Raw genomic sequence first — 19,820 nt, forward strand, 5'->3', positions numbered from 1 at the left:
AAATTATGAAGCTTATAAGTATATTATTTAGTCTGTTTTTTGCTTCTACAATAGCTGTAAATTCAGATAACATTACTCATTCAAATACCAAAGAAACAACCAAACAAGTTGTTTTTGATGGCTACCATGGCCAAATTTACTATTTCACAGATAATAATGATAACACGATTCTTATTGAAGATATCAGCGCGAGTAAAGTATTGGATACTTACAATTTAGATAACAATAGGCACCTAGGTGCTACATTTAATCTTAAATTAAATGAAACCACATCTGATAATATTTATAGCGAAATCCAGGTGGTATCCATTAACTTAATACAGAAATAAAGATGAAACAGTTACAATATATAATTATCGTAGTAATGGCTTTTAGTTGTCAAAATATAGTTCACGGGCAAGTACCTAAAGATGTTGAGGATGCGTTTGAAGCTAAGTATCCTGGAGAAAATGATCCCGATTGGGAAACTGATGCCCATGGTAATTTTGAAGCTCATTTTAAAGACGAAGGCGTGAAATATAGAGCCGATTTTAGCCCTAATGGGCATTGGATTGAAACCGAAAACAGTATTAAAAAAGGAGACTTACCTAAAGCCATAAGAACTAGTATTAAAACAGAGTATGGTAGTGAGGACATTACTGAAGTAGAACATGTGCAAAGTGCCTCTAAGGGCGAATTCTATGATGTTGAGTTTAAACAGAAAGGGAAAAATAAAGATGTCGAATTCCGGGCCAACGGGGACATTATAAATTAATAAAGGAAAATACTAAGTAAATAAAAAGTCCAACACTAATTGTTGGACTTTTTTATGCACTATATCAAGTATTCTGAAGTGACGCTCTAAAAAAATGGTCATCGTATAATTTCTCTAATGGGACAACAACATGTTTGGCTTTAAACGGTTCTAATTCTTGGATGCTATTCGTGAAATTAGATTATTTGATAATATCAGTAATAGGGAATTTTACGAAATAGGATAAATACTATGAGTGAAGGCGTATAATATTGTTTAATAAAGTCTATTTTACATAATATAAATTATAGTACAAATGTATTTCATCCATTAGATAGCTATAATTCTATATTATGTAAAATATCCCAGAAAGTTCAGTAAATACAATAAGCTGTAGTACTCGGGTCATTGAACATTAGCTTTTAGCATTTCGTTTAATTTGAGTATTCTGTACAATGGTTCAACATTTTTTAAATAAGCAATTCTAAGAAACATTGTAACTATACATTTGTAGCCATAATTTGTCATTATTTAAAATATCCCAGTATGTGTTGTTTCATAAGAAACGTTTGTACTTGGGTAATTAAATATTAGTATTTTGCTTGTCGTGTAAATTGAATATTCTGTACAATGGTTCAAGTTTTTTAAATACGTGATTGTCAAGAAACTTCAGAACTACAATTTACACACAATTAGCCATAGCTAACTAGTGAGAAAATAAAAGCTAATCTTTATTACACTTATAAAATTCGCGTATGCGATAAAATAGACAGAATAAAATTTTAGATGACTATTCCAAACGGGTTTTCGATACTATGCATTGGTTTTGTAAACCATTTTGGACCAACATTTGTCATGTAAATATGATCTTCTAATCTAATTCCAAATTTATCTGGAACGCAAATCATAGGTTCGTTACTAAATGTCATTCCTGATGTTAAAACCGTGTGATCGTTTCTAACAATATAGGGCCATTCATGAATTCCTAAACCAATTCCATGACCTGTTCTATGTGGTAATCCTGGTAATTTATAATCCGGTCCTAGACCATGAGACTCTAGTACAACTCTAGAGGCATTATCAACATCAGCACATGTATTTCCTAGTTGTGCTGCATTAAAAGCGGCTTGTTGTGTTTCTTTTTCTATAGTCCAAATACGTGTTTGTTCTTCATTTGCTTTTCCAAAAACATAGGTTCTTGTAATGTCCGAAATATAGTCATGTAACATACAACCAGTATCTATTAAAACGATCTCATTTTCTTCTAAATCTTTGGGCGATTTTACGCCATGCGGATAAGAGGAATCTACACCAAACAACACAATACAGAAATAAGATCCTGAAGTCACTCCATGTTTTACGTGTGCGTCATTTATAAAATCTGAAACTTCTTTTGCTGAAATACCTACCCTTAAAATTCTTGCGACTGCTTTATGTACTTCTAATGTAATATTCATGGCATGTTGCATGATAGCAATTTCTGAAGCAGATTTAATCATTCTGCATCCTGCAGTAATAGGTTTTGCATTTACTAGCGTGTATGTCTCTTGACAATTTCTAATACCATCAAAAACAAAAAATGGCGTTGCTTCATCTATAGAGATTTCGCCTGCTTCTACTCCATTCTCTTTTACTATTTCTACAAATAATGTATAAGGGGATTCATGTTCTTCCCAGCATTTTACATCTCCTTCAATTAGCATAAAATCTAAAATTGTTCCTTTTTCAAATTCTGGAGCTATATAAACTAGCTTGCCATTTGGAAATAATAAAGCACCAACCATTCGCTCACTTGCATTCCATTTCATTCCTGTAAAATAGAATAAGTTTGTGCCAGAATGTAAGTACAATGCTGGTCTATTTTGGTCTTGCATTAATTGACACGCTTTATCAATTCTTTGCTGAAATTCTTCTTTTTGTATTGGTTGCACTACATGTGCTATCGGTTTAATGGCCTCTAATTCTGCTTTTATAGTGGATCCTCCTATTCCTATCATATTATTTTTTAATTATTCATTAAAGCCTCAATCTCTTTAATTTCAATTGGCATTGCTTCAGTTAAATTAATATTTCCTTGAGTTGTTATTAGATAATCATTTTCTAATCTACAACCAATACCTTCTTCTGGAATATAAATTCCAGGTTCGCAAGTAAGTACCATTCCTGCTTCTAAAGCACGAGAATATAAACCAACATCATGTACATCTAACCCAATATGGTGAGCGGTTCCATGCATAAAGTACTTTTTATATAATGGTTTTTTAGGATCTTGATCTGCTACTTCTCTAGCATTTAGTAATCCCAATTTTATAAGTTCGTTTTCGACTAAAGTTGCCATGCTTTTTTCGTAATCTACTGGTAAGACTCCAGGTTTTAAAAGTTTACTCCCTTCTTTTAAGCAATATAAAACAGATAAATATACTTCTTTTTGTCTTTTAGTAAATTTTCCGTTTACAGGAAAACAACGTGTAGTATCACTATTATAATTTGCATAGCAAACACCAAAATCTAACAATATCATGTCGTCATCTTTACAGATAGCATCATTGGTGTTATAATGCAATGCACAAGCGTTTATACCTGAAGCTACAATAGGCTTAAAAGCATGTCTTGTGGCACCAGATTTAATTAAATTATAGGTTAATTCTGCTTCCAACTCATATTCTTTTATGTCTGGTTTACATGTTTTTAAAACACGTTTAAAGCTTTCAATACTTATATTTACTGCTTTTTGCATTAATAAAATTTCTTCTTCAGATTTAATTGGTCTTAAATCTCTAGTTATTTTTGCAGCTCTATAATAATCATGTAAAGGGTATTTTTCTTTACACCATTGTATCATTCTATCTTGTTGTGTTTCTTGGTCTTTTGTAACACGTTTTAGATGTTCATTATGTCCTAAATAAAAACCATCTGCTTCAAAAGCCATGTATTGTAGCGCCATTTCAAAATCTTGAATCCATGCTACTCTTTGTATTCCAGAAACTTCTGTTGCTTGTTCTTTGGTTAATTTTTCGCCATCCCAGATTTTAATTTGTTCGTTCGTTTCTTTTACAAATAGAATGGCACGATTTTCTTCTTTATAAGCATCAGGATATAGCACTAAAATAGTGTCTTCTTGATCTATTCCTGATAAATAAAATAGGTCATTGTTTTGCGCAAAGCCCATAACATCATCTGCATTATTATGCTTTACATCATTTGAAGTAATAATTGCAATGGTATTTGGTTCCATTTTAGAAATAAAATTCTTTCTATTATTTTGGAATATATTATTGGGAATTGACTCGTATCTCATATTAAAATTTTCTGTCTGGATTAAATGGACTTAAATCTAAAGTAGTCTTTTTTTCTGAAATTATTTCGGAAACTAACTTCCCTGTTGCTGGTCCTAAACTCCAACCCATCATTGCATGACCAGTTGCGATTGTTAAATTAGTACACTTAGATGATTTGCCAATATAAGGTAAACCATCTGGAGAACAAGGTCTTAAACCACAATCTGCAGCTTCTTTTTCTACTTCAGAAATATTCAAATTAGTATAATAATTCTTTGCTGCATTGGCAATAGTTTGTACTCTAATTGGATTAATATTATGATTGATTCCAGCGATTTCCATTGTGCCAGCAAAACGTGTAAATCCTTGCATTGGAGTAACTGCTACTTTTGCTTCGCATAGTATTGCGGGAATTGTAATTCCTGTTTCTCTGTTTACATTAATTCTGTATCCTTTTCCTGCTTGTATTGGAATTTGTAACCCTAGTTTTTTAGTCAATAATGGGCTCCAACTTCCTGCTGCTAAAACAACTTCATCTGCTTTTAATTCTTGTTTGTTTGTTATTATTTTTGAAACTGTTCCATTTGTTACTTCAATATCTTTTACGTCTTCATTAGCATAAAAAATAACGCCTTTTGTCTTTAAATACTTTACCATTTCTGGCATAAAATCTGTTGGAGTCATATGTGCATCCGAATCAAAATAAATAGCGCCTTTAATATTCAGGTTTGCATTTGGCTCTAGAACATCGACTTCTTTTTTAGTTAAATTTTTAACACCTAAACCTTCTTCAATTCCACGTTTACCAATCTTCCATTCTGCTTCACCAACCTTATCAGATTGATAGCACATTAATAAACCTTTACGTTCATAATGAAAATTAAACGCGTTAGATGCTTTAATAGCTTCGTATAAATCTCGACTTAAAATATTAATAGCTTTAATTACTGGAATTGCTTTTTCTACTTTAGACGCAGTAGCCGATTTTTTAAATGCCCAAGTCCATTTTAAAAAATCTGCATTTAAACGCGGTTTAATATAAAAAGGACTAGTTGGATTAAACATCCACTTAATCCCTTTATTAATCATTCCTGGAGCTGCTAACGGAATAAAATGACTAGGTGTTATATAGCCCGCATTAACATAAGATGCACCGCTTGAGAAATTAGATTTATCAATTATTGTTACTTGATGGCCTTCTTCTAAAAGATAATAAGCTGTACTTAAACCTATTATTCCTCCACCAATGATTATTACGTTTTTATTCATATTAAATTACTTGGAAACCATGTGCATAAGGATCATCTTGATCATCAATAGTAATAGTATTGTGCCCAAAAACTTTTGCCCATCCTTGAATGCTTGGTATTATGGCTAGTTTACCATCCAAAATGGTTTCTTTTTCAACACGTCCTATAAATTTACTACCAATAAAGCTTTCGTGTATAAAAGGCTCATCAATTTTTAATTTTCCTTTGGCATACAATTGTGCTAATCTAGCAGAAGTACCAGTTCCACAAGGACTTCTATCGATAGCTTTGTCTCCATAAAACACTGCATTTCTTCCTGATGATGTTGGGTCTATAGGATTACCTGTCCACAACATATGCGTTACATTTTTTATGGTTTCATTTTCTGGATGCACAAATTGATTAGGATATTTTTCGTTAATTCTGTTACGCACTATTTGAGAATATTGAATAATCTTGGACGCTGTAAAATTATGAACACCAGAGAAGTTTTTCTGAGGATCTACTATGGCATAATAATTTCCGCCATAAGCAACATCAAACGTAATCTCTCCTAATTCTGGACAATCTATTGTTAACTCTTGAGCAGCTAAATAACTTTTTACATTAGTAAGTTTTACCCATTCTACTTTATTGTTTACTTGCTTGTATTCAATTTCTACTAAACCAGCAGGCGCTTCCATTTTAATTTTCCCTGGAATTTTGGGTTGTATTAAACCCTCTTCAATTGCAATTGTAATGGTACCAATTGTACCATGTCCACACATTGGTAAGCAACCTGATGTTTCAACAAATAAAATAGCAAAGTCATTTTCTGGATTATGTGGTGGATACAAGATGCTACCACTCATCATATCATGTCCTCGAGGCTCAAACATTAACCCTTTTCTGATCCAATCGAATTCTTTTAAAAAATGAAGTCGTTTTTCGCTCATGGTATTTCCAATTAATTTAGGACCTCCACTTTTTATAACTCTAACAGGGTTTCCGCAAGTATGAGCATCTATACAAACAAACGTGTGCTTACTCATTTCTTAATTTTTTGTTCTTAATCCATCAATAACCCTAAAAATATTGGAAGGATTATCGTTTTTTAATTCATTTGGCAACAAATTATTTGGCCAATCTTGATAACTAAACGGACGTACCCAACGTTTTATAGAACCTATTCCAACTGCTGTAAACCTACTATCTGTAGACGCAGGATATGGACCTCCATGTACCATAGATTCGCAAACCTCTACTCCTGTTGGAACTCCGTTAAAAATAATACGTCCCACTCTATTTTGTAGTGCAGCAATTACTGCTGAATAGTTAGCAACTTCATTGGCATCAGAAATTACAGTTCCTGTTAATTGCCCTTCTAAACTAGCGATAATGGTTTCTAATTCTGATGCGTTTTCACATTGGACAATCATAGAAAAAGGTCCAAAAACTTCTAAATGTAATGTCGGATTTTCTAAAAATGTTTTTCCATGGACAGTAACAATAGCTTGTGCTGCATAATTATTTTGAAGGTCTAATGTATAGTTTGCTGTTACTGTAACGTTAGCTTGCGACACTACTTTTTCTTTATTACTGATGTATCCTTTTTTAATATTTGGATGCAACATACATGACGGATTTATTTTAGTAATTTCTTCCGATACATTATTTATAAAGCTTGTTAAAGCGTCGCTTTTAATACCTAATAATAATCCAGGATTTGTACAAAATTGACCAGTCCCTAAAGTGATAGAACTTGCATACGTTTTAGCAATGTCTGCTTGTATATTTTCTAATGCTTTTGGCAAAATTATAACCGGATTTATACTTCCCATTTCTGCAAAAACAGGAATTGGCTCTGCTCTTTTTGAAGCTAAATCTAATAAGGCTCTTCCTCCTTTTATGCTTCCTGTAAAACCAACTGCTTTTACTTTTGGGTGTGCCACTAATTGTTGCCCAACTTCTATTCCGCTAGAATTTAAATTAGAAAACACACCATTTGGCATTCCTGTTTTTTCAGCTGCTTTAATAATTGCAGATGCTACTAATGCTCCTGTTCCAGAATGCATTGGATGCGATTTTACAATTACTGGACAACCTGAAGCTAAAGCTGCTGCTGTGTCTCCACCAGCTGTAGAATAGGCTAAAGGAAAATTACTTGCGCCAAAAACGACAACTGGACCTAAAGGAATTAACATTTTTCTAATGTCGGATCTTGGCATTGGCTCTCTATTAGGTTGTGCTGTATCTATTGTTGCTTCAACCCAAGATCCTTCTGCTACTAAATTTGCAAAGCTTCGTAATTGTCCAATTGTTCTTCCTCTTTCTCCTTTTGCTCTTCCTTCTGGCAAACCCGTTTCTGAGCAATATGTTTTGACTAATACATCGTTTAGTGCTAAAATTTCATCTGCAATTGCGTTTAAAAATTCGGCTTTTTTAATTCCAGAAACTGCTCTAAATTCTTTAAAAGCTGATGCTGCTAAATTTACTGCATCATCAATTTCTTGAGCTGTTGCTTCTGTAAAAACAATAGCATTCTCTGTATTTAATTCCGGATTAAAAGTTTTATATGTTTTGGTTCCGTTGGCAGATAATTGATTGCCTATAAAGTTTTTTCCTGATATCATCTTTACTAATTTTTTAAATGTTTTTTCAATTTTACTGGTTTGTAAGCTACCTTTTTTTGATTATCGATATTTTGCAATAATAGCTTGAGATGAAAAACCTTTTCTCAAAATCATCTCTAAAATTATGATAAACGTGTTTTAATGTCTATATTTTACCTTCTTTAAAAACAAAGCTTTCTCTTTTTTGAATATTTGAAAGGCTTACCCTATTAAGTCCAGAACTTCAAGTCTTTCTTTTGCCAGAATATATCTTGCACGTACATCATCAATTTGCTGTTGCGTTAATTTCTTACCAAAAGTACGAAGCCCTCCAGCAACATCATTATGATGAATTCCCATAGCAAGCTTAAGATATTCCATAAGCAGTGGCTGAGCATCCAGATACGATAATGAATTTAAAGCCTGAGAAATTTTGTATGCCTCAGCCCATTCTCCATTTAAAACATACTCCTGCATAGTAACACTTGCTTTTGGGAAGATAGTACCTACACCTGTAATGCCACCACTTGCTCCAGCAAGTCCTGCATATACAGTTACTGTGTCTACTCCAGCCAAAACTTTTAAATCTTTGTTCTCTAACATCAAGGTTTCAATAATTGAAACATCTATAGTCGATATTTTAAGAGCAGTTACCTTAGGAAGAACAGAAAGTCTTTTAAGAAGGTCTGTTGAGAGCGCATGATAACCGGCTGCATCAGGATTGTTATAAGGCATAATTGTTACGCCTACATCTTTTGCAGTCGCTTCAGAAAGTGCATAGTACTCATACATTTCTTTTTCAGAAGGAATCGCCTTAGTTTTTGGTGGCATAACCATGACTGTATCAACTCCAACTGTTGCAAGTCCTTCAACAATTTTAGCAAGTTCTTCCTTAGTTTCTGCTGCTGCTCCGCTAATCAACGGGACATTGTATTCTTTAGCAACCTCAGAAAGGGATTTAAGTAAAGAAAGACGCTGCTTGGTGCTCAGGTAGCTATTCTCACCCAGTGTTCCAGAACCGACAAGTCCGCTCATTCTGCTTCCGCCCTTTCCTTGAACCTTTAAAATACCTGCAGCCTGTTTTTGTGTTGCTTCAAAGTCAATTTCAAGAGCGCCAGATTTTGACTCCTTCAACCATGTAAACACAGCTGGCATTACGCCATTCCATTGTATACTCATAATTCTATTTTTAATGTTAGTAAAATTAAAGAGTTAACAAATATTAAAATAAGATTAAATTACTCACTTTAGATACTATATTATCCTTAATAACACATAATTTTGTATTATTGAATAATTTTAGATTAAAATACAACTATTTGAAATGAAAGTTTTACCCTTTAAAATTCCTAAACCAGAAAATAACGCCTTGATTTATCAAGAAGATATTGAATTGGTGTTTTATGATAAACTGCACCAACATGACGAAATTCAAATAAGTTTTATTGAAAAAGGGAATGGTACTTTATTGGTTGGTGATCGTATTTCTAGCTTTGCTGAAAATGATATTTTTGTTATTGGAAGCAATTTACCTCATGCTTTTAAAAGTGATAAAAATGCAGTAAGCGACTCTAAAATGTTGAGTCTGTTTTTTACAGCATCTTCTTTTGGAGATACTTTTTTTGATTTAAATGACTTTGCAGAAATTAACCATTGCTTTACAAATTTCTCGCAAGGGTTAGTAGTACAAACAAATAAGAATGCTATTATTGACGCCTTTTTTAAACTTAAAACAGCGTCAAAATTAGAGCGTTTTATTTTGTTATTAGAAATTTTAAAAATTATATCGGTGTCCAAATACCAACCGCTTTCTAATTTTGTTTACACTAAAAAATATTCTGATCTTGAAGGAAAAAGGATGCGAAATGTATTTGATTTTACATTAGAAAACGCGTATCAAAATATAACCTTGGATGATGTTGCAAGCGTTGCTAATATGACAAAAAATGCGTTTTGTAAATATTTTAAAAAGCGAACGAACAAAACGTTTGTTAGTTTTTTAATTGAATTACGAGTTGAAAATGCTTGTAAATTATTAAGTACTGACAAGGATTTATCTATTAACGACATTGCTTTTAAATCGGGATTTAACAACACTTCTAATTTTAATAGACAATTTAAAATGATAAAACACATGTCTCCCAATACGTTTAGGAAGACTAATCTTTAATGTAACCTATACTATTGTGTTTTCAATTGATATTTGACATAATTAAAGATGTAATTACAAGTGATTTTATTGGTTCCACCAGAATTAAATAAATTACTGGCTTAAATTTCCATTCCACACACATTCCACTTCTCTCCTATCGTCGTTTCGTAAAAAGAGTGTTCCATTAACATTGTAGAGAAACATTTTAGAAGAAAAAAATAAGAAAATGTAGAAGTTTAAACTTCGCTTTTACCAAAGCAAAGTTACATAACGCAGAACATTATAGCACAAATTATATGTAATACAATTAGATAGCTATAATTCAATATTATGTAAAATATCCCACGATGTCTTATATTTCATAATAAACGTTTGTAATTGGGTCTTTAAACATTCGTTACAAGTCAATTAAACCTTTGTCATAACTTTTATATTCTGTACAATTGCTCAACATTTTTTAAATAAACGAATTACGAGAATGTTCAGAATTCCATTTTTGTACTATAATTAGTCGTTATGTAAAATATCCGCTGCCTATGCGCTCGATTGTTTTTTATAATCAAATTGCTTCGGCAATTTATTCTAAACACAATTTCCAACCGCATGCCAGCGCGATTTAAAAGCTAGACTTTTGCTTCGTTACAAAATTCGCAGATTCATTAATATTACATAATAAAAAAAATCACATGATTCTCGTAGCTTTCCGTAAGAGCTTAAATTTTTAGAAATCGACTTTTTAGGAGATTCACCAACACATTTGAAGTTTCTGCAAATAATTAAACCTGTGAGTAAAATAAAAATTCTAAGCACTTACTATATTCTAGTTACTATTCATCTTTTTTTAATTGCAACTATTTACATTATGTAAAATAGAAATTAATGTTTTGAAGTCTTTAAATTTTAATAATATCTTTTGTCTTGAAACAAAAGAAACAAAAATTCAAGACTGCATAAACTTTTGGAAACAATTACGGCTCTTTACGCTATATTTTAGACTATTTGGCGTTAAGAAAATGTACAGTGTACATTTTTAGTTAAATACAATTTGAAACTATCATTTATTAAAGTGTTGTATCCAATTACAATCATCCACAGGATAATTGCATTTGTATAGCCTAAAACATGAACGCTCACTTCAACTTATTGTTTTACCAAAATTTTATGAGGTCTTTTTAACATCTTGCTTCTATTCAACATTAGAACTTATTTAATGTTTTTGATGCGCGCACAAGTAACACCAAAGTTATGTTTTTCGGTTCGTGAAATGCAAGGGTAAATAAACTAAAGCTATTTAGCCAACGCTTCATCCAACGCGCCTTAAACCGCTTTATCCGTTGCATTTGACTCATTCAAAACAAGGGAATCGGCTATCCTTGGCGCTATTGCTAAGATTTAACTTTAAATTCTTTTATTATGGATGTTAAGTATTATCTTTTTTATTTTAGGCTTAAGCCTTTTTTTCGCTGTTATGTATTTTTAGGTGTAAATCATAATTGTAGGTTTAAAATACTTTATATGCCTAAGGCAAAAGTTTATTTACACGCTATTTGGTTCTTTTGGCTAGAATTTGGTATTACAAACTTTCCACCACCTCCTAAATAGGAAGTTTTTTGTTATCAAAACCTTATTTCTTAAAATATATATACTCATAAAACATTGTAGAAATCTCCCTCGCTTGTTCATAGCGAACAAGGTGGGAGATTAAATACAAAAATTGTTTATTGAATATTCAAGACAAAGGTTAAAGTAAAATCGGTATCACCATCATTGGAGCCAGATGTAGCTGTTTTAACATCTGGCTGGTGCTGCAACCTAACAGTGAATGATTCTCCAGAAGATGTTGCACTAGAGGTTGTCCAAGTAGAGGACAAACCGACCGGATTACCATTTTCATCCTGATCGTTGTAATTTATTGGGTCTGCAGCTGTATCTATATTACCGTTTCCAGTAGGATTGGCAAAGACGTCTTCCGTGAAACTAAAGAAGAACTGATGCTCATTGTCTTCCTCAAGGATTTCGTTGCCAATATTTTCAATGTCTGCTGGATTTAGAGCATTTAGAATTTCATAGGTTAATATATATTCGGTATCGGGAGCAAGTGTAATAGCATCCAAGATTTGTAATTCTTGTATACCTGTTCCGTCTGGGTCTTGAGCGGAAGCACTTACCACGTCACTAGCATCAGCCGTATTCGTGAAAGTAAGGGTAACATCTGTAAATACTTCTACTACATTTTCTACTTGCGGTGCGGCATCATCATCATTACTACAACCAACAATGGTAATAGCTGAAAATAAAATGGCTAATAAATGTAAATTTTTAAATGGATTCATTGTTTTCATCTTTCTTTTTTTTAATTTTATTGTATTGTTTTAATTTTATTGAATGGTACTATAGAAATCTTCAAAACTCAAGGCGGCCTAGTTGCCATAGCTCTGTATTTAGTGGCGTTTTTTATATTCATTTTTAGTATTTGTTTTAAGAGTATATTTTAGTGTAAAAAGTAAATTTCTACCAGATTCATCGGCGAAATAGCGATTTTCATTTAAGTAATCCCGATAAGCCTTATTAAAGAGGTTTTGAACCGTAATACCTCCATTGAGGTTTTTCCACTTAAAGTTCCATGACAGATCAAGTAGAAAATACCCACCAGTTGCCGCTGCAAAGTCAAATATTTCAGAGTTTGTTGTAAGCTCCACAGATCCATCAACCAAACTTTCGGGTGTAATTGTACGTGGTGCTTGAAATTGTCGAAAGGTATAACTAGGACGAATCGACCATTTAGAAGAATCAAATAACCATACGTTGCCTTGGTTCCATTTCAGATTAACATTTGTCGAAACCGGTGGTTGGTTGATTAAAGGCACATTATCACCTACATTTATGGACCATAAGTAGCTTGCGCCAAAAACACTTGAAATATTATCCGTCCATTCTTTTTTCCAACTGTAATCTGCGCCTAAGAACAACGCATCGACTTGATCGAAAATAAATGCAGGCATTGGGCCACGTATCGTTCCGAAAACTCCAATGGGCCGATCAAAAACATAATTTTCTATAAAATGTGAATACACCGTTATGTTATGGGTGTTTCCATTTTTATTAGTTTGAAATTCATTGATGAATTTATAGCCTCTTTCTGGGTTCACATTACTTTGATCTAAAGGGATAATTTCGTCGGTACTCAGTTGGCCATTGGAATCCGTGAATCGCAACAACCCAAAGGTTGTTTTAAAACCATGTTGTCCATAACCAAACAGTTCTTCCATATTTGGAGTGCGCCATGCAGTTCCTATATTTGTTCTAAAAGTGCTATTTTCGGAAAGTTGCCGAACATAACCCAATGATCCGGTAAAATTGGTAAAAGTATAGTTGTCTCTAAAAATATCTTGATTGGTTTCTCTACCTCGTACATCATTGGTTTCATAGTCAAAACGTAGCCCAGCTTCAATCATATTTTTTCCAAATGTTCGGCTTTCAACCGCAAAAGCACTAAACCTATCTGTATTGTAGTTGGGGATATACGGAGTGGTTTGGGTACCTGGGTTATTGTCGTTGTTTTGACTAAAATATTGAACACCAAGCAAACCCTTTAATCCATTCCATTTGGGATGTTTCCATTCCAGTTGATAGTCATAGGTAATCAAATCGAGATCAATAATAGGCAGCTCTGCATTTCTACGGACATCAAATTCCTTTCTTTTGTTTAATTGCACACCTCCAATTAATGTAAGCTTTGCGCCTTGGGCGTACCACCAATTGATTTCAGCCTTTGCCAAATGGTGTTGGGTTATTTGATTAGGTTCATTAATATCATAAGAAAACGGGTTTATAATAATAGGTTCGTTTGAATTAATAGCTCGAATAAACGAATCTGGACTATTGGCGATAGAAGCGCGTAAGAGTGCTAGATTTTGGTCAACAAAACTATAGTTCAACTTGAAATCCCATTGGTCTAAATGCCGAAGAACACCAAAACTAAACGCTTTTTCTTCTTTTCCAGAATTGGTTAAACTGTAATCGGGTGTTTTGCGATCTCCTATTCTGGTATAATTTCCGTTTGCAAAATAACTCCAATTTTCAGTTCCGTTTCCAATTTCAAAATTGGCATTGTAGCCTTTGCCATTGGTTTGGTAGCCCGTACTTAGTTCTGCATAAAATGGATTGTTTAATAGTAATGGATTGGGTTCAATAATAATGGCGCCTCCTAAGGCTTCAGAGCCATACCGTACACCAGCTGCACCTTTTATTACGGTAATACTGTTTGCCGAAGCAACGTCTATTTCTGGAGCATGATCGGTACCCCAATTTTGAAAGCCATGTTTTAGGCCATTATTCAATACTAAGATTCGATTGCCATACAAACCATGAATAACAGGTAATTGTACATTAGTACCGGTTGATGTAAATGTTACTCCCTGTTGTTGTGATAAGGCGGCTGCCAATGATTGGGTTGGATTGCTGGTAATTTCCCGCTTTCCAATTGTAACTTGCGAAATTGTTTCAGTACCTTTTTCTTTAGCTCGTTTCGCTTGAATGATTACTTCGTTCAATCCTGTAACCTCTTGGGTTAAATAAAAGTGTATGGCTGAATCGTGTTCATGGTCTTTTGTCGAATTCGTATAGCCTAAGCATGAAATAATAAGGATATTATTTTTTGTACATAGATTATCTATTTTAAAATTACCTTCAACATTAGTGGTGGTGTATTTTTCTATGCCCTTAACTTTAATCACAGCATTAGGAATAGGAGCTTCTGTATTGGCATCCAATACCTTTCCACTAAGGGAATAAGCGCATGTTTGTTTTTGAGCCATTAGTAATGATGACCCAATGAATAAAAATAATAATATTAGAAAATGTCGTTTCATTCTGAATGGCATTCAAAAATTGTTTTGTCAAGTATTACGTGACTTTATACTAAAGAATTGGCTACTTTCTCGTACTTTATGAGAATTGAAAGCTCCAAATCGGATGTTGAACGTAAATACTGGCTATTCATATCTTTTATTTAGTGAAGCCCAAAAATAGGTTAAATTTATTAAATGCAACTGAGTTGCATTAGCTATTTTAAATTGTTTTTTTTAGGAACATTGAAATGGTCAAAACTTTGAACTTAGGGTATGCCTATACACCTTATACCAAATAAACATTAAAACGAGCCTTATAATTCGTTTCTACCGCACTTTTATTTCACCATAAAATGAAACCGTAGCTAAGGCTATGATTGAATTTTATTATTCATTTAAGAGCAACATAATTCAAATTATTTAGGACTCATTTTAAATTTCATTTGGTATTATATCAATTATTAAAGTAAAGCCGAAGTAATACTTTCTTTTATTACATTTTCAAGTACAGAAGGTTTACTCCCAGGACCAATACTAAGTAGTTTTGAACCTGTTATAGGAATTCCATTAAATGGACGTATAAATACTTTACCATCTGGAGTACGTTCAAAATAAGTGTAATTGCTATCGCCCTTAATTTTAGTGCAACCTTTTACTCTAAGAATACTTTTAGGTAATGCAGAACAAATAGTATGAATACAGGTTGTGTTTGGTAAGTCTGATAAATCTACAGAACAAGAAGCCCAATGTGCTTTTTGATGGTCGAATTTCTTTGCTGTATTTTTAGATGGTAGTAACTCAGGAAGTAATAAAACATCCAAATCGGCTATAGTTAATATTTTAGCTATTGGATTCAGTTGTTTTATGTCATTAACTACTTGAGTTTTTCGACTTTCAGTTACATCTTCAATATGTGTTAAAACCAATAATGAGGACACCTGAATTTGATTTGCTTCGAGCTCATTATGTTCGCCTCGTTGTTGCCAATTTTTAACATCAACCACCGAAATTTGAATTGGTGGCAAAAACCGATCATGAAGACCAACACCCAAAAATTCCATTAACGAACACGCATCAGATGTTCCGTTAGCTTCGATTAAAGTAATTCCATTTTTTCTTTCAGGAATTCTGTTTACCGTATTTCTAAGTTCAACGATACCGCTACAACAAATACAACTACCGCTTAAAGGCTTAATACGGTTTAATTCAATATGCTTAGCAAATTGTTGAGCGTCCATATTTGCATTTTCATAATCGTTAAGAATAACAAAAGGGTTCCAGCCGTTATTAGCAAATTTTTCTAACAAATATTTTAATAATGTAGTTTTACCTGCCCCTAAAAAACCAACAACGGTAATAATAGCTTCCATGTTTTTTATGTTTTAAACTTCTGATATATAGTTTTTATGTAATTTCACCTTCGCTTTTGTAATTCTTAATTTCCCGAGCCTTTTACTTCACTAACACTCCTGTACATTCATTTAAAATATAATTAAAATGCTCAACATCATCTTTGTTTAGTTTTAATGTTCCAGTTATTGCGACTATATTATCGGTTTTAAAATTTGATTTATTAGAAAATTGAAGTTCAATAGTTGTTTCAGGACCTCCTTGACCACAGAAAAAACAAGATGACATTGGTCCTTTTGATAAGATAAATAAATTGTCTTCTGGAGATATATTTAAAAAATAACCTGTTATAGTTATTTGCTTTCCTTCTAATTTTTTTACGGAAAGTGAAAATTCAGGATACTTAAAATACTCATCGTATAAAGGGAAAAACTTTTCTGTATAAGTAACTTTAGATAAATTTTGCCAAGTAATTTTTTGCTGACTAAAAGATAAAGTGCTAGTTAAAAAAAGTAATATTAAAAATAAAAAATTATTTCTCATGGCTTAAAATTGTTGAAATATTCATACTTAATAATGGATATATAGCAACTGTAACAGATACAATCACCATGGAAAGAATAAGCATTGCTATTTCTAATATATTTTGAAAAGGCAATTCTTTAAGTATGTTAGGCTGAACGTTTGTTTGCATAGTGTTTAAGACAAAATACATGCCAATTTTAACTAATAAAACACCTGTTAAAAATGCTATAAATACTATAAATAAAGCTTCGTATATAAGTGTTTTAATAAGCTGAAAATTAGTAGCTCCATAGGTTCTTAGAATGGCCAAATGAAAAGCACGTTCTTTTACCATTTTATAAAAATTAATAAAAATAGTTAGGCAAGAGATTACAAGAATAATATAAGCGATCCACGAAATGGTTTTAAAACCAACACTAGTATACTCGTATAATTTAGTTAATTCGTATTTTGGCAATGCAGCTTGCATATTTGTACTCTTATTTACCTTATTAGGAAAGGTTAATAATGCTCTAGGACTTTTAAAAGTTACTAATAAAGATGTTATTTCTTTGTGATCTTCATGTTGTTCATGCGTTTCATGATGGTTGTGATGTTTATGTTCATGCACATCCCAAACACTTTCTAAATTAGTAATTATTAAACGGTCTATTACTTTTTGTGTTGGTTTTAAAACACCTACAATTGTTAATTTATCTGAATGTACATCTATACTATTATCTATTAATCCGTGAGCACTTACTAACGTATCTCCTATTTTAAGATTAAGTTTTTGTGCTACAGTTGCTCCTAAAACAACTTCTAAAGATGCTTTTACAGCGCGTCCTGTATTTAACTCTGCATTATAAATAGACATATATTCTTTTGTAGTACCTACAATTCTATAGTTTTTATAATTATCGCCATAAGAGATTGGCACTGCAGATGTTACCATAGGATGTGTTCCTATTTTTTTTGCTTCTTCATAAGAAATGTTTCCTGTTGGATTGTCTAAATGTAATATAGATGCTAAAACGAGTTGCAATGGACTTCCTTTTGCTCCTATAACCAAATCTATGTTACCTAAATTATTTTCTATTTGATTTTTAAATGAGAATTTTAATTGCTGTATTCCCAAAAGAAGCATAATACTTAATGATAACGTAAAGATGCTAAGAAATGAATATAATGGTTTGGATTTTATGTTATGTATAGTAATATTCCAAATATTCATAATGTAATGCTATTTTGGAAGTATGATTTAACTCTAAAGTCGTGTGTAATTACAATTAAATTGGCATTGGTTTGTTTTGCTTGCTTTAAAAGTAATTCAATAACAATTTTGCAATTATCATCGTCTAAGCTAGATGTAGGTTCATCTGCTAATATAAGCTTTGGTTTATGTACAACAGCTAACGCAATACTTAAACGCTGTAACTGTCCTTCACTAAGTTCGTTTGTTTTACTTTTTTTAAATTGATATATGCCCAATTCTTTTAACAAGGTATCTACAGCCTTATTATTAATAGGTGTTTTGCTAAAAAAAAGGCGAGCTTTTAAATTTTCGATAACATTTAAGGTTGGTATGGCATACTTTTTTTGAAAGACTATACCTATATTTTGTCCTCTAAAGGCATCTAATTTTGAATTAGATAATGTACTAACATCTACATTGTCTACTACTACTCTACCATTTATAGGTTTTAATAAACCTGCCAAAAGGTGCAGGAAAGTTGTTTTTCCTATTCCAGATTTTCCTAAAACAAGTACATTTTCTTGTTGTTCTAAAGTTATATTAGGGAAACTGAAAATGGTTTCATTTTTTTTATATTGAAATATTAAATCATTGGTTTGTACCATTGTTAATCTTATCTAGCTATTGGCCATTTATCTTCTTGAGGGAAAGCTTTCTCTTTCCATAGTTCTTCTTCATTTTTAGTAATTAAACAGCTATTTAACTGTTCTATTATTTCTTCATTTTCAAGATATTGCCCAATAAATACTAATTCAATTTTTCTATCTCCATATGCTGCATCCCATTCCGATTCTATTTGTTCTTTATTATCGTTAAAAGAAGCAGAACCCATACGCTCTCCATAAGACATAGAACACCACCAATCTCCTGCAAAATCTGCTTTACAAGAACCTCCTGCCGAACTCCATATTAAGGCTTCATTAGATCTGGATGCTAACCAAAACAAACCTTTACTTCTAATAATATTTTGTGGAAAATCTGTATTTAAAAAGTTTAAAAAACGTTCTGGATGAAATGGCTTTTTACTTTTAAAAACAATAGAGCTAATACCATACTCATCGGTTTCTGGAACATGTTCGTTTTCCAATTCTTTTATCCAACCAGCAGAAGCTTCTGCTTTTTCATAATCAAATAATCCTGTATTAATAATACTTTCTAAAACAACCTTAGATTTTTCTGTTGTTATAATACTTGCTTCTGGATTTAGCTTTTGAATAATAGCACGAAGTTCTTCTAATTGATCTTCTGAAACCAAATCAATCTTATTAAGAATAATTACGTTAGCAAATTCAATTTGATCGGTTAATAAATTTACAATGGTTCTATTATCGTTTTTAATAGTTGTTAAATCCCTTGTTGTAAGATAATCTGAACTAGAAAAATCTTTTAAAAAATTATAAGCATCAACAACAGTTACCATAGTATCTACATAACTAAACTTACTTAAATCTATTTTTCCGTCTTCACTTTCAAAAGAAAATGTTTGTGCAACTGGAATGGGCTCACTTATTCCTGTACTTTCTATAAGAAGATAATCGAACTTATTTTGGCTTGCTAGTTTTTCTATTTCTACCATAAGATCTTCTCTAAGTGTACAACAAATACAACCATTAGACATTTCGACTAACTTTTCTTCGGTTCTAGAAAGTGTGTTTTCATTTTCAATAAATTGAGCGTCTATATTTACTTCACTCATATCATTAACAATTACAGCTACTTTTAAACCTTCTTTATTATGTAGTACGTGGTTTAATAAAGTGGTTTTTCCTGCTCCTAAGAACCCACTTAATACTGTTACAGGTAGTTTTTTCATTTGTTCAATATTTTGTTAGAAGGAGATAACTTTAAAAGAAAATC

The 19,820-nt window shown here is 32.2% G+C and carries 16 protein-coding genes; 3 read left to right on the forward strand and 13 right to left on the reverse strand.

Annotation, left to right across the window (positions count from 1 at the left end; translation table 11 throughout):
- The first annotated feature begins 5 nt into the window (after positions 1-5).
- Both H0I26_RS12470 and H0I26_RS12475 read left to right on the forward strand, forming a co-directional pair.
- Entirely contained in the window at positions 6-329 is a 324-nt protein-coding gene (locus H0I26_RS12470; RefSeq protein WP_218699348.1) for a hypothetical protein, read from the forward strand.
- Positions 330-331: 2 nt separating this feature from the next.
- Positions 332-754, forward strand: a complete 423-nt coding sequence (locus H0I26_RS12475; protein ID WP_218699350.1) for a PepSY-like domain-containing protein — start codon at positions 332-334, stop codon at positions 752-754.
- Between the two features lie 761 nt (positions 755-1,515).
- Here H0I26_RS12475 and H0I26_RS12480 read toward each other — a convergent pair.
- The 6 genes from H0I26_RS12480 to H0I26_RS12505 form a co-directional block, all read right to left on the reverse strand.
- Positions 1,516-2,730 (reverse strand): M24 family metallopeptidase, encoded by a 1,215-nt coding sequence (locus tag H0I26_RS12480; RefSeq protein WP_218699352.1) that lies wholly within the window; start codon positions 2,728-2,730, stop codon positions 1,516-1,518.
- Positions 2,731-2,738: 8 nt separating this feature from the next.
- Positions 2,739-4,031 carry an aminopeptidase P N-terminal domain-containing protein gene (locus tag H0I26_RS12485; protein ID WP_218699354.1) on the reverse strand — a complete coding sequence of 431 codons (1,293 nt, stop codon included), beginning with the start codon at positions 4,029-4,031 and terminating at the stop codon, positions 2,739-2,741.
- Position 4,032: 1 nt separating this feature from the next.
- Positions 4,033-5,280 (reverse strand): NAD(P)/FAD-dependent oxidoreductase, encoded by a 1,248-nt coding sequence (locus tag H0I26_RS12490; protein ID WP_072302225.1) that lies wholly within the window; start codon positions 5,278-5,280, stop codon positions 4,033-4,035.
- Position 5,281: 1 nt separating this feature from the next.
- Positions 5,282-6,292: a 4-hydroxyproline epimerase gene (locus tag H0I26_RS12495; protein WP_072302224.1), complete on the reverse strand. Its 1,011-nt coding sequence runs from the start codon at positions 6,290-6,292 to the stop codon at positions 5,282-5,284.
- A 3-nt stretch (positions 6,293-6,295) separates the two neighbouring features.
- Positions 6,296-7,873 carry an aldehyde dehydrogenase (NADP(+)) gene (locus H0I26_RS12500; protein ID WP_218699356.1) on the reverse strand — a complete coding sequence of 526 codons (1,578 nt, stop codon included), beginning with the start codon at positions 7,871-7,873 and terminating at the stop codon, positions 6,296-6,298.
- Between the two features lie 201 nt (positions 7,874-8,074).
- Positions 8,075-9,031, reverse strand: coding sequence for a dihydrodipicolinate synthase family protein (locus tag H0I26_RS12505; RefSeq protein ID WP_072302222.1), 957 nt, complete (start codon positions 9,029-9,031; stop codon positions 8,075-8,077).
- Between the two features lie 145 nt (positions 9,032-9,176).
- Here H0I26_RS12505 and H0I26_RS12510 point away from each other — a divergent pair, with 145 nt between their 5' ends.
- Complete coding sequence (locus H0I26_RS12510; RefSeq protein WP_072302221.1) at positions 9,177-10,022, forward strand: AraC family transcriptional regulator; 846 nt, start codon at positions 9,177-9,179, stop codon at positions 10,020-10,022.
- A gap of 1,700 nt (positions 10,023-11,722) precedes the next feature.
- Here H0I26_RS12510 and H0I26_RS12515 read toward each other — a convergent pair.
- From H0I26_RS12515 to H0I26_RS12545, 7 genes are all read right to left on the reverse strand, one after another.
- Positions 11,723-12,346, reverse strand: coding sequence for a GTP cyclohydrolase (locus H0I26_RS12515; protein WP_218699358.1), 624 nt, complete (start codon positions 12,344-12,346; stop codon positions 11,723-11,725).
- Positions 12,347-12,445: 99 nt separating this feature from the next.
- Positions 12,446-14,821 (reverse strand): TonB-dependent receptor, encoded by a 2,376-nt coding sequence (locus H0I26_RS12520; protein WP_256935339.1) that lies wholly within the window; start codon positions 14,819-14,821, stop codon positions 12,446-12,448.
- A 494-nt stretch (positions 14,822-15,315) separates the two neighbouring features.
- A complete protein-coding gene (locus H0I26_RS12525) occupies positions 15,316-16,224 on the reverse strand; it encodes a GTP-binding protein (protein WP_218699360.1) in 909 nt (302 codons plus the stop codon).
- Positions 16,225-16,306: 82 nt separating this feature from the next.
- A complete protein-coding gene (locus H0I26_RS12530; protein ID WP_218699362.1) occupies positions 16,307-16,747 on the reverse strand; it encodes a hypothetical protein in 441 nt (146 codons plus the stop codon).
- Positions 16,737-17,942, reverse strand: a complete 1,206-nt coding sequence (locus H0I26_RS12535; RefSeq protein ID WP_218699364.1) for an ABC transporter permease — start codon at positions 17,940-17,942, stop codon at positions 16,737-16,739. Before H0I26_RS12535 ends, H0I26_RS12530 begins: the two co-directional genes overlap by 11 nt.
- Positions 17,939-18,568, reverse strand: coding sequence for an ABC transporter ATP-binding protein (locus tag H0I26_RS12540; protein WP_218699366.1), 630 nt, complete (start codon positions 18,566-18,568; stop codon positions 17,939-17,941). The genes H0I26_RS12535 and H0I26_RS12540 overlap by 4 nt, the downstream gene beginning before the upstream one ends.
- A gap of 8 nt (positions 18,569-18,576) precedes the next feature.
- The gene (locus H0I26_RS12545; RefSeq protein WP_218699368.1) at positions 18,577-19,776 is read right to left on the reverse strand and encodes a GTP-binding protein; all 1,200 of its coding nucleotides are present in this window, start codon (positions 19,774-19,776) and stop codon (positions 18,577-18,579) included.
- Positions 19,777-19,820 lie beyond the last annotated feature (44 nt).

The sequence above is a fragment of the Olleya sp. HaHaR_3_96 genome (assembly GCF_019278545.1).
Classification (GTDB): domain Bacteria; phylum Bacteroidota; class Bacteroidia; order Flavobacteriales; family Flavobacteriaceae; genus Olleya.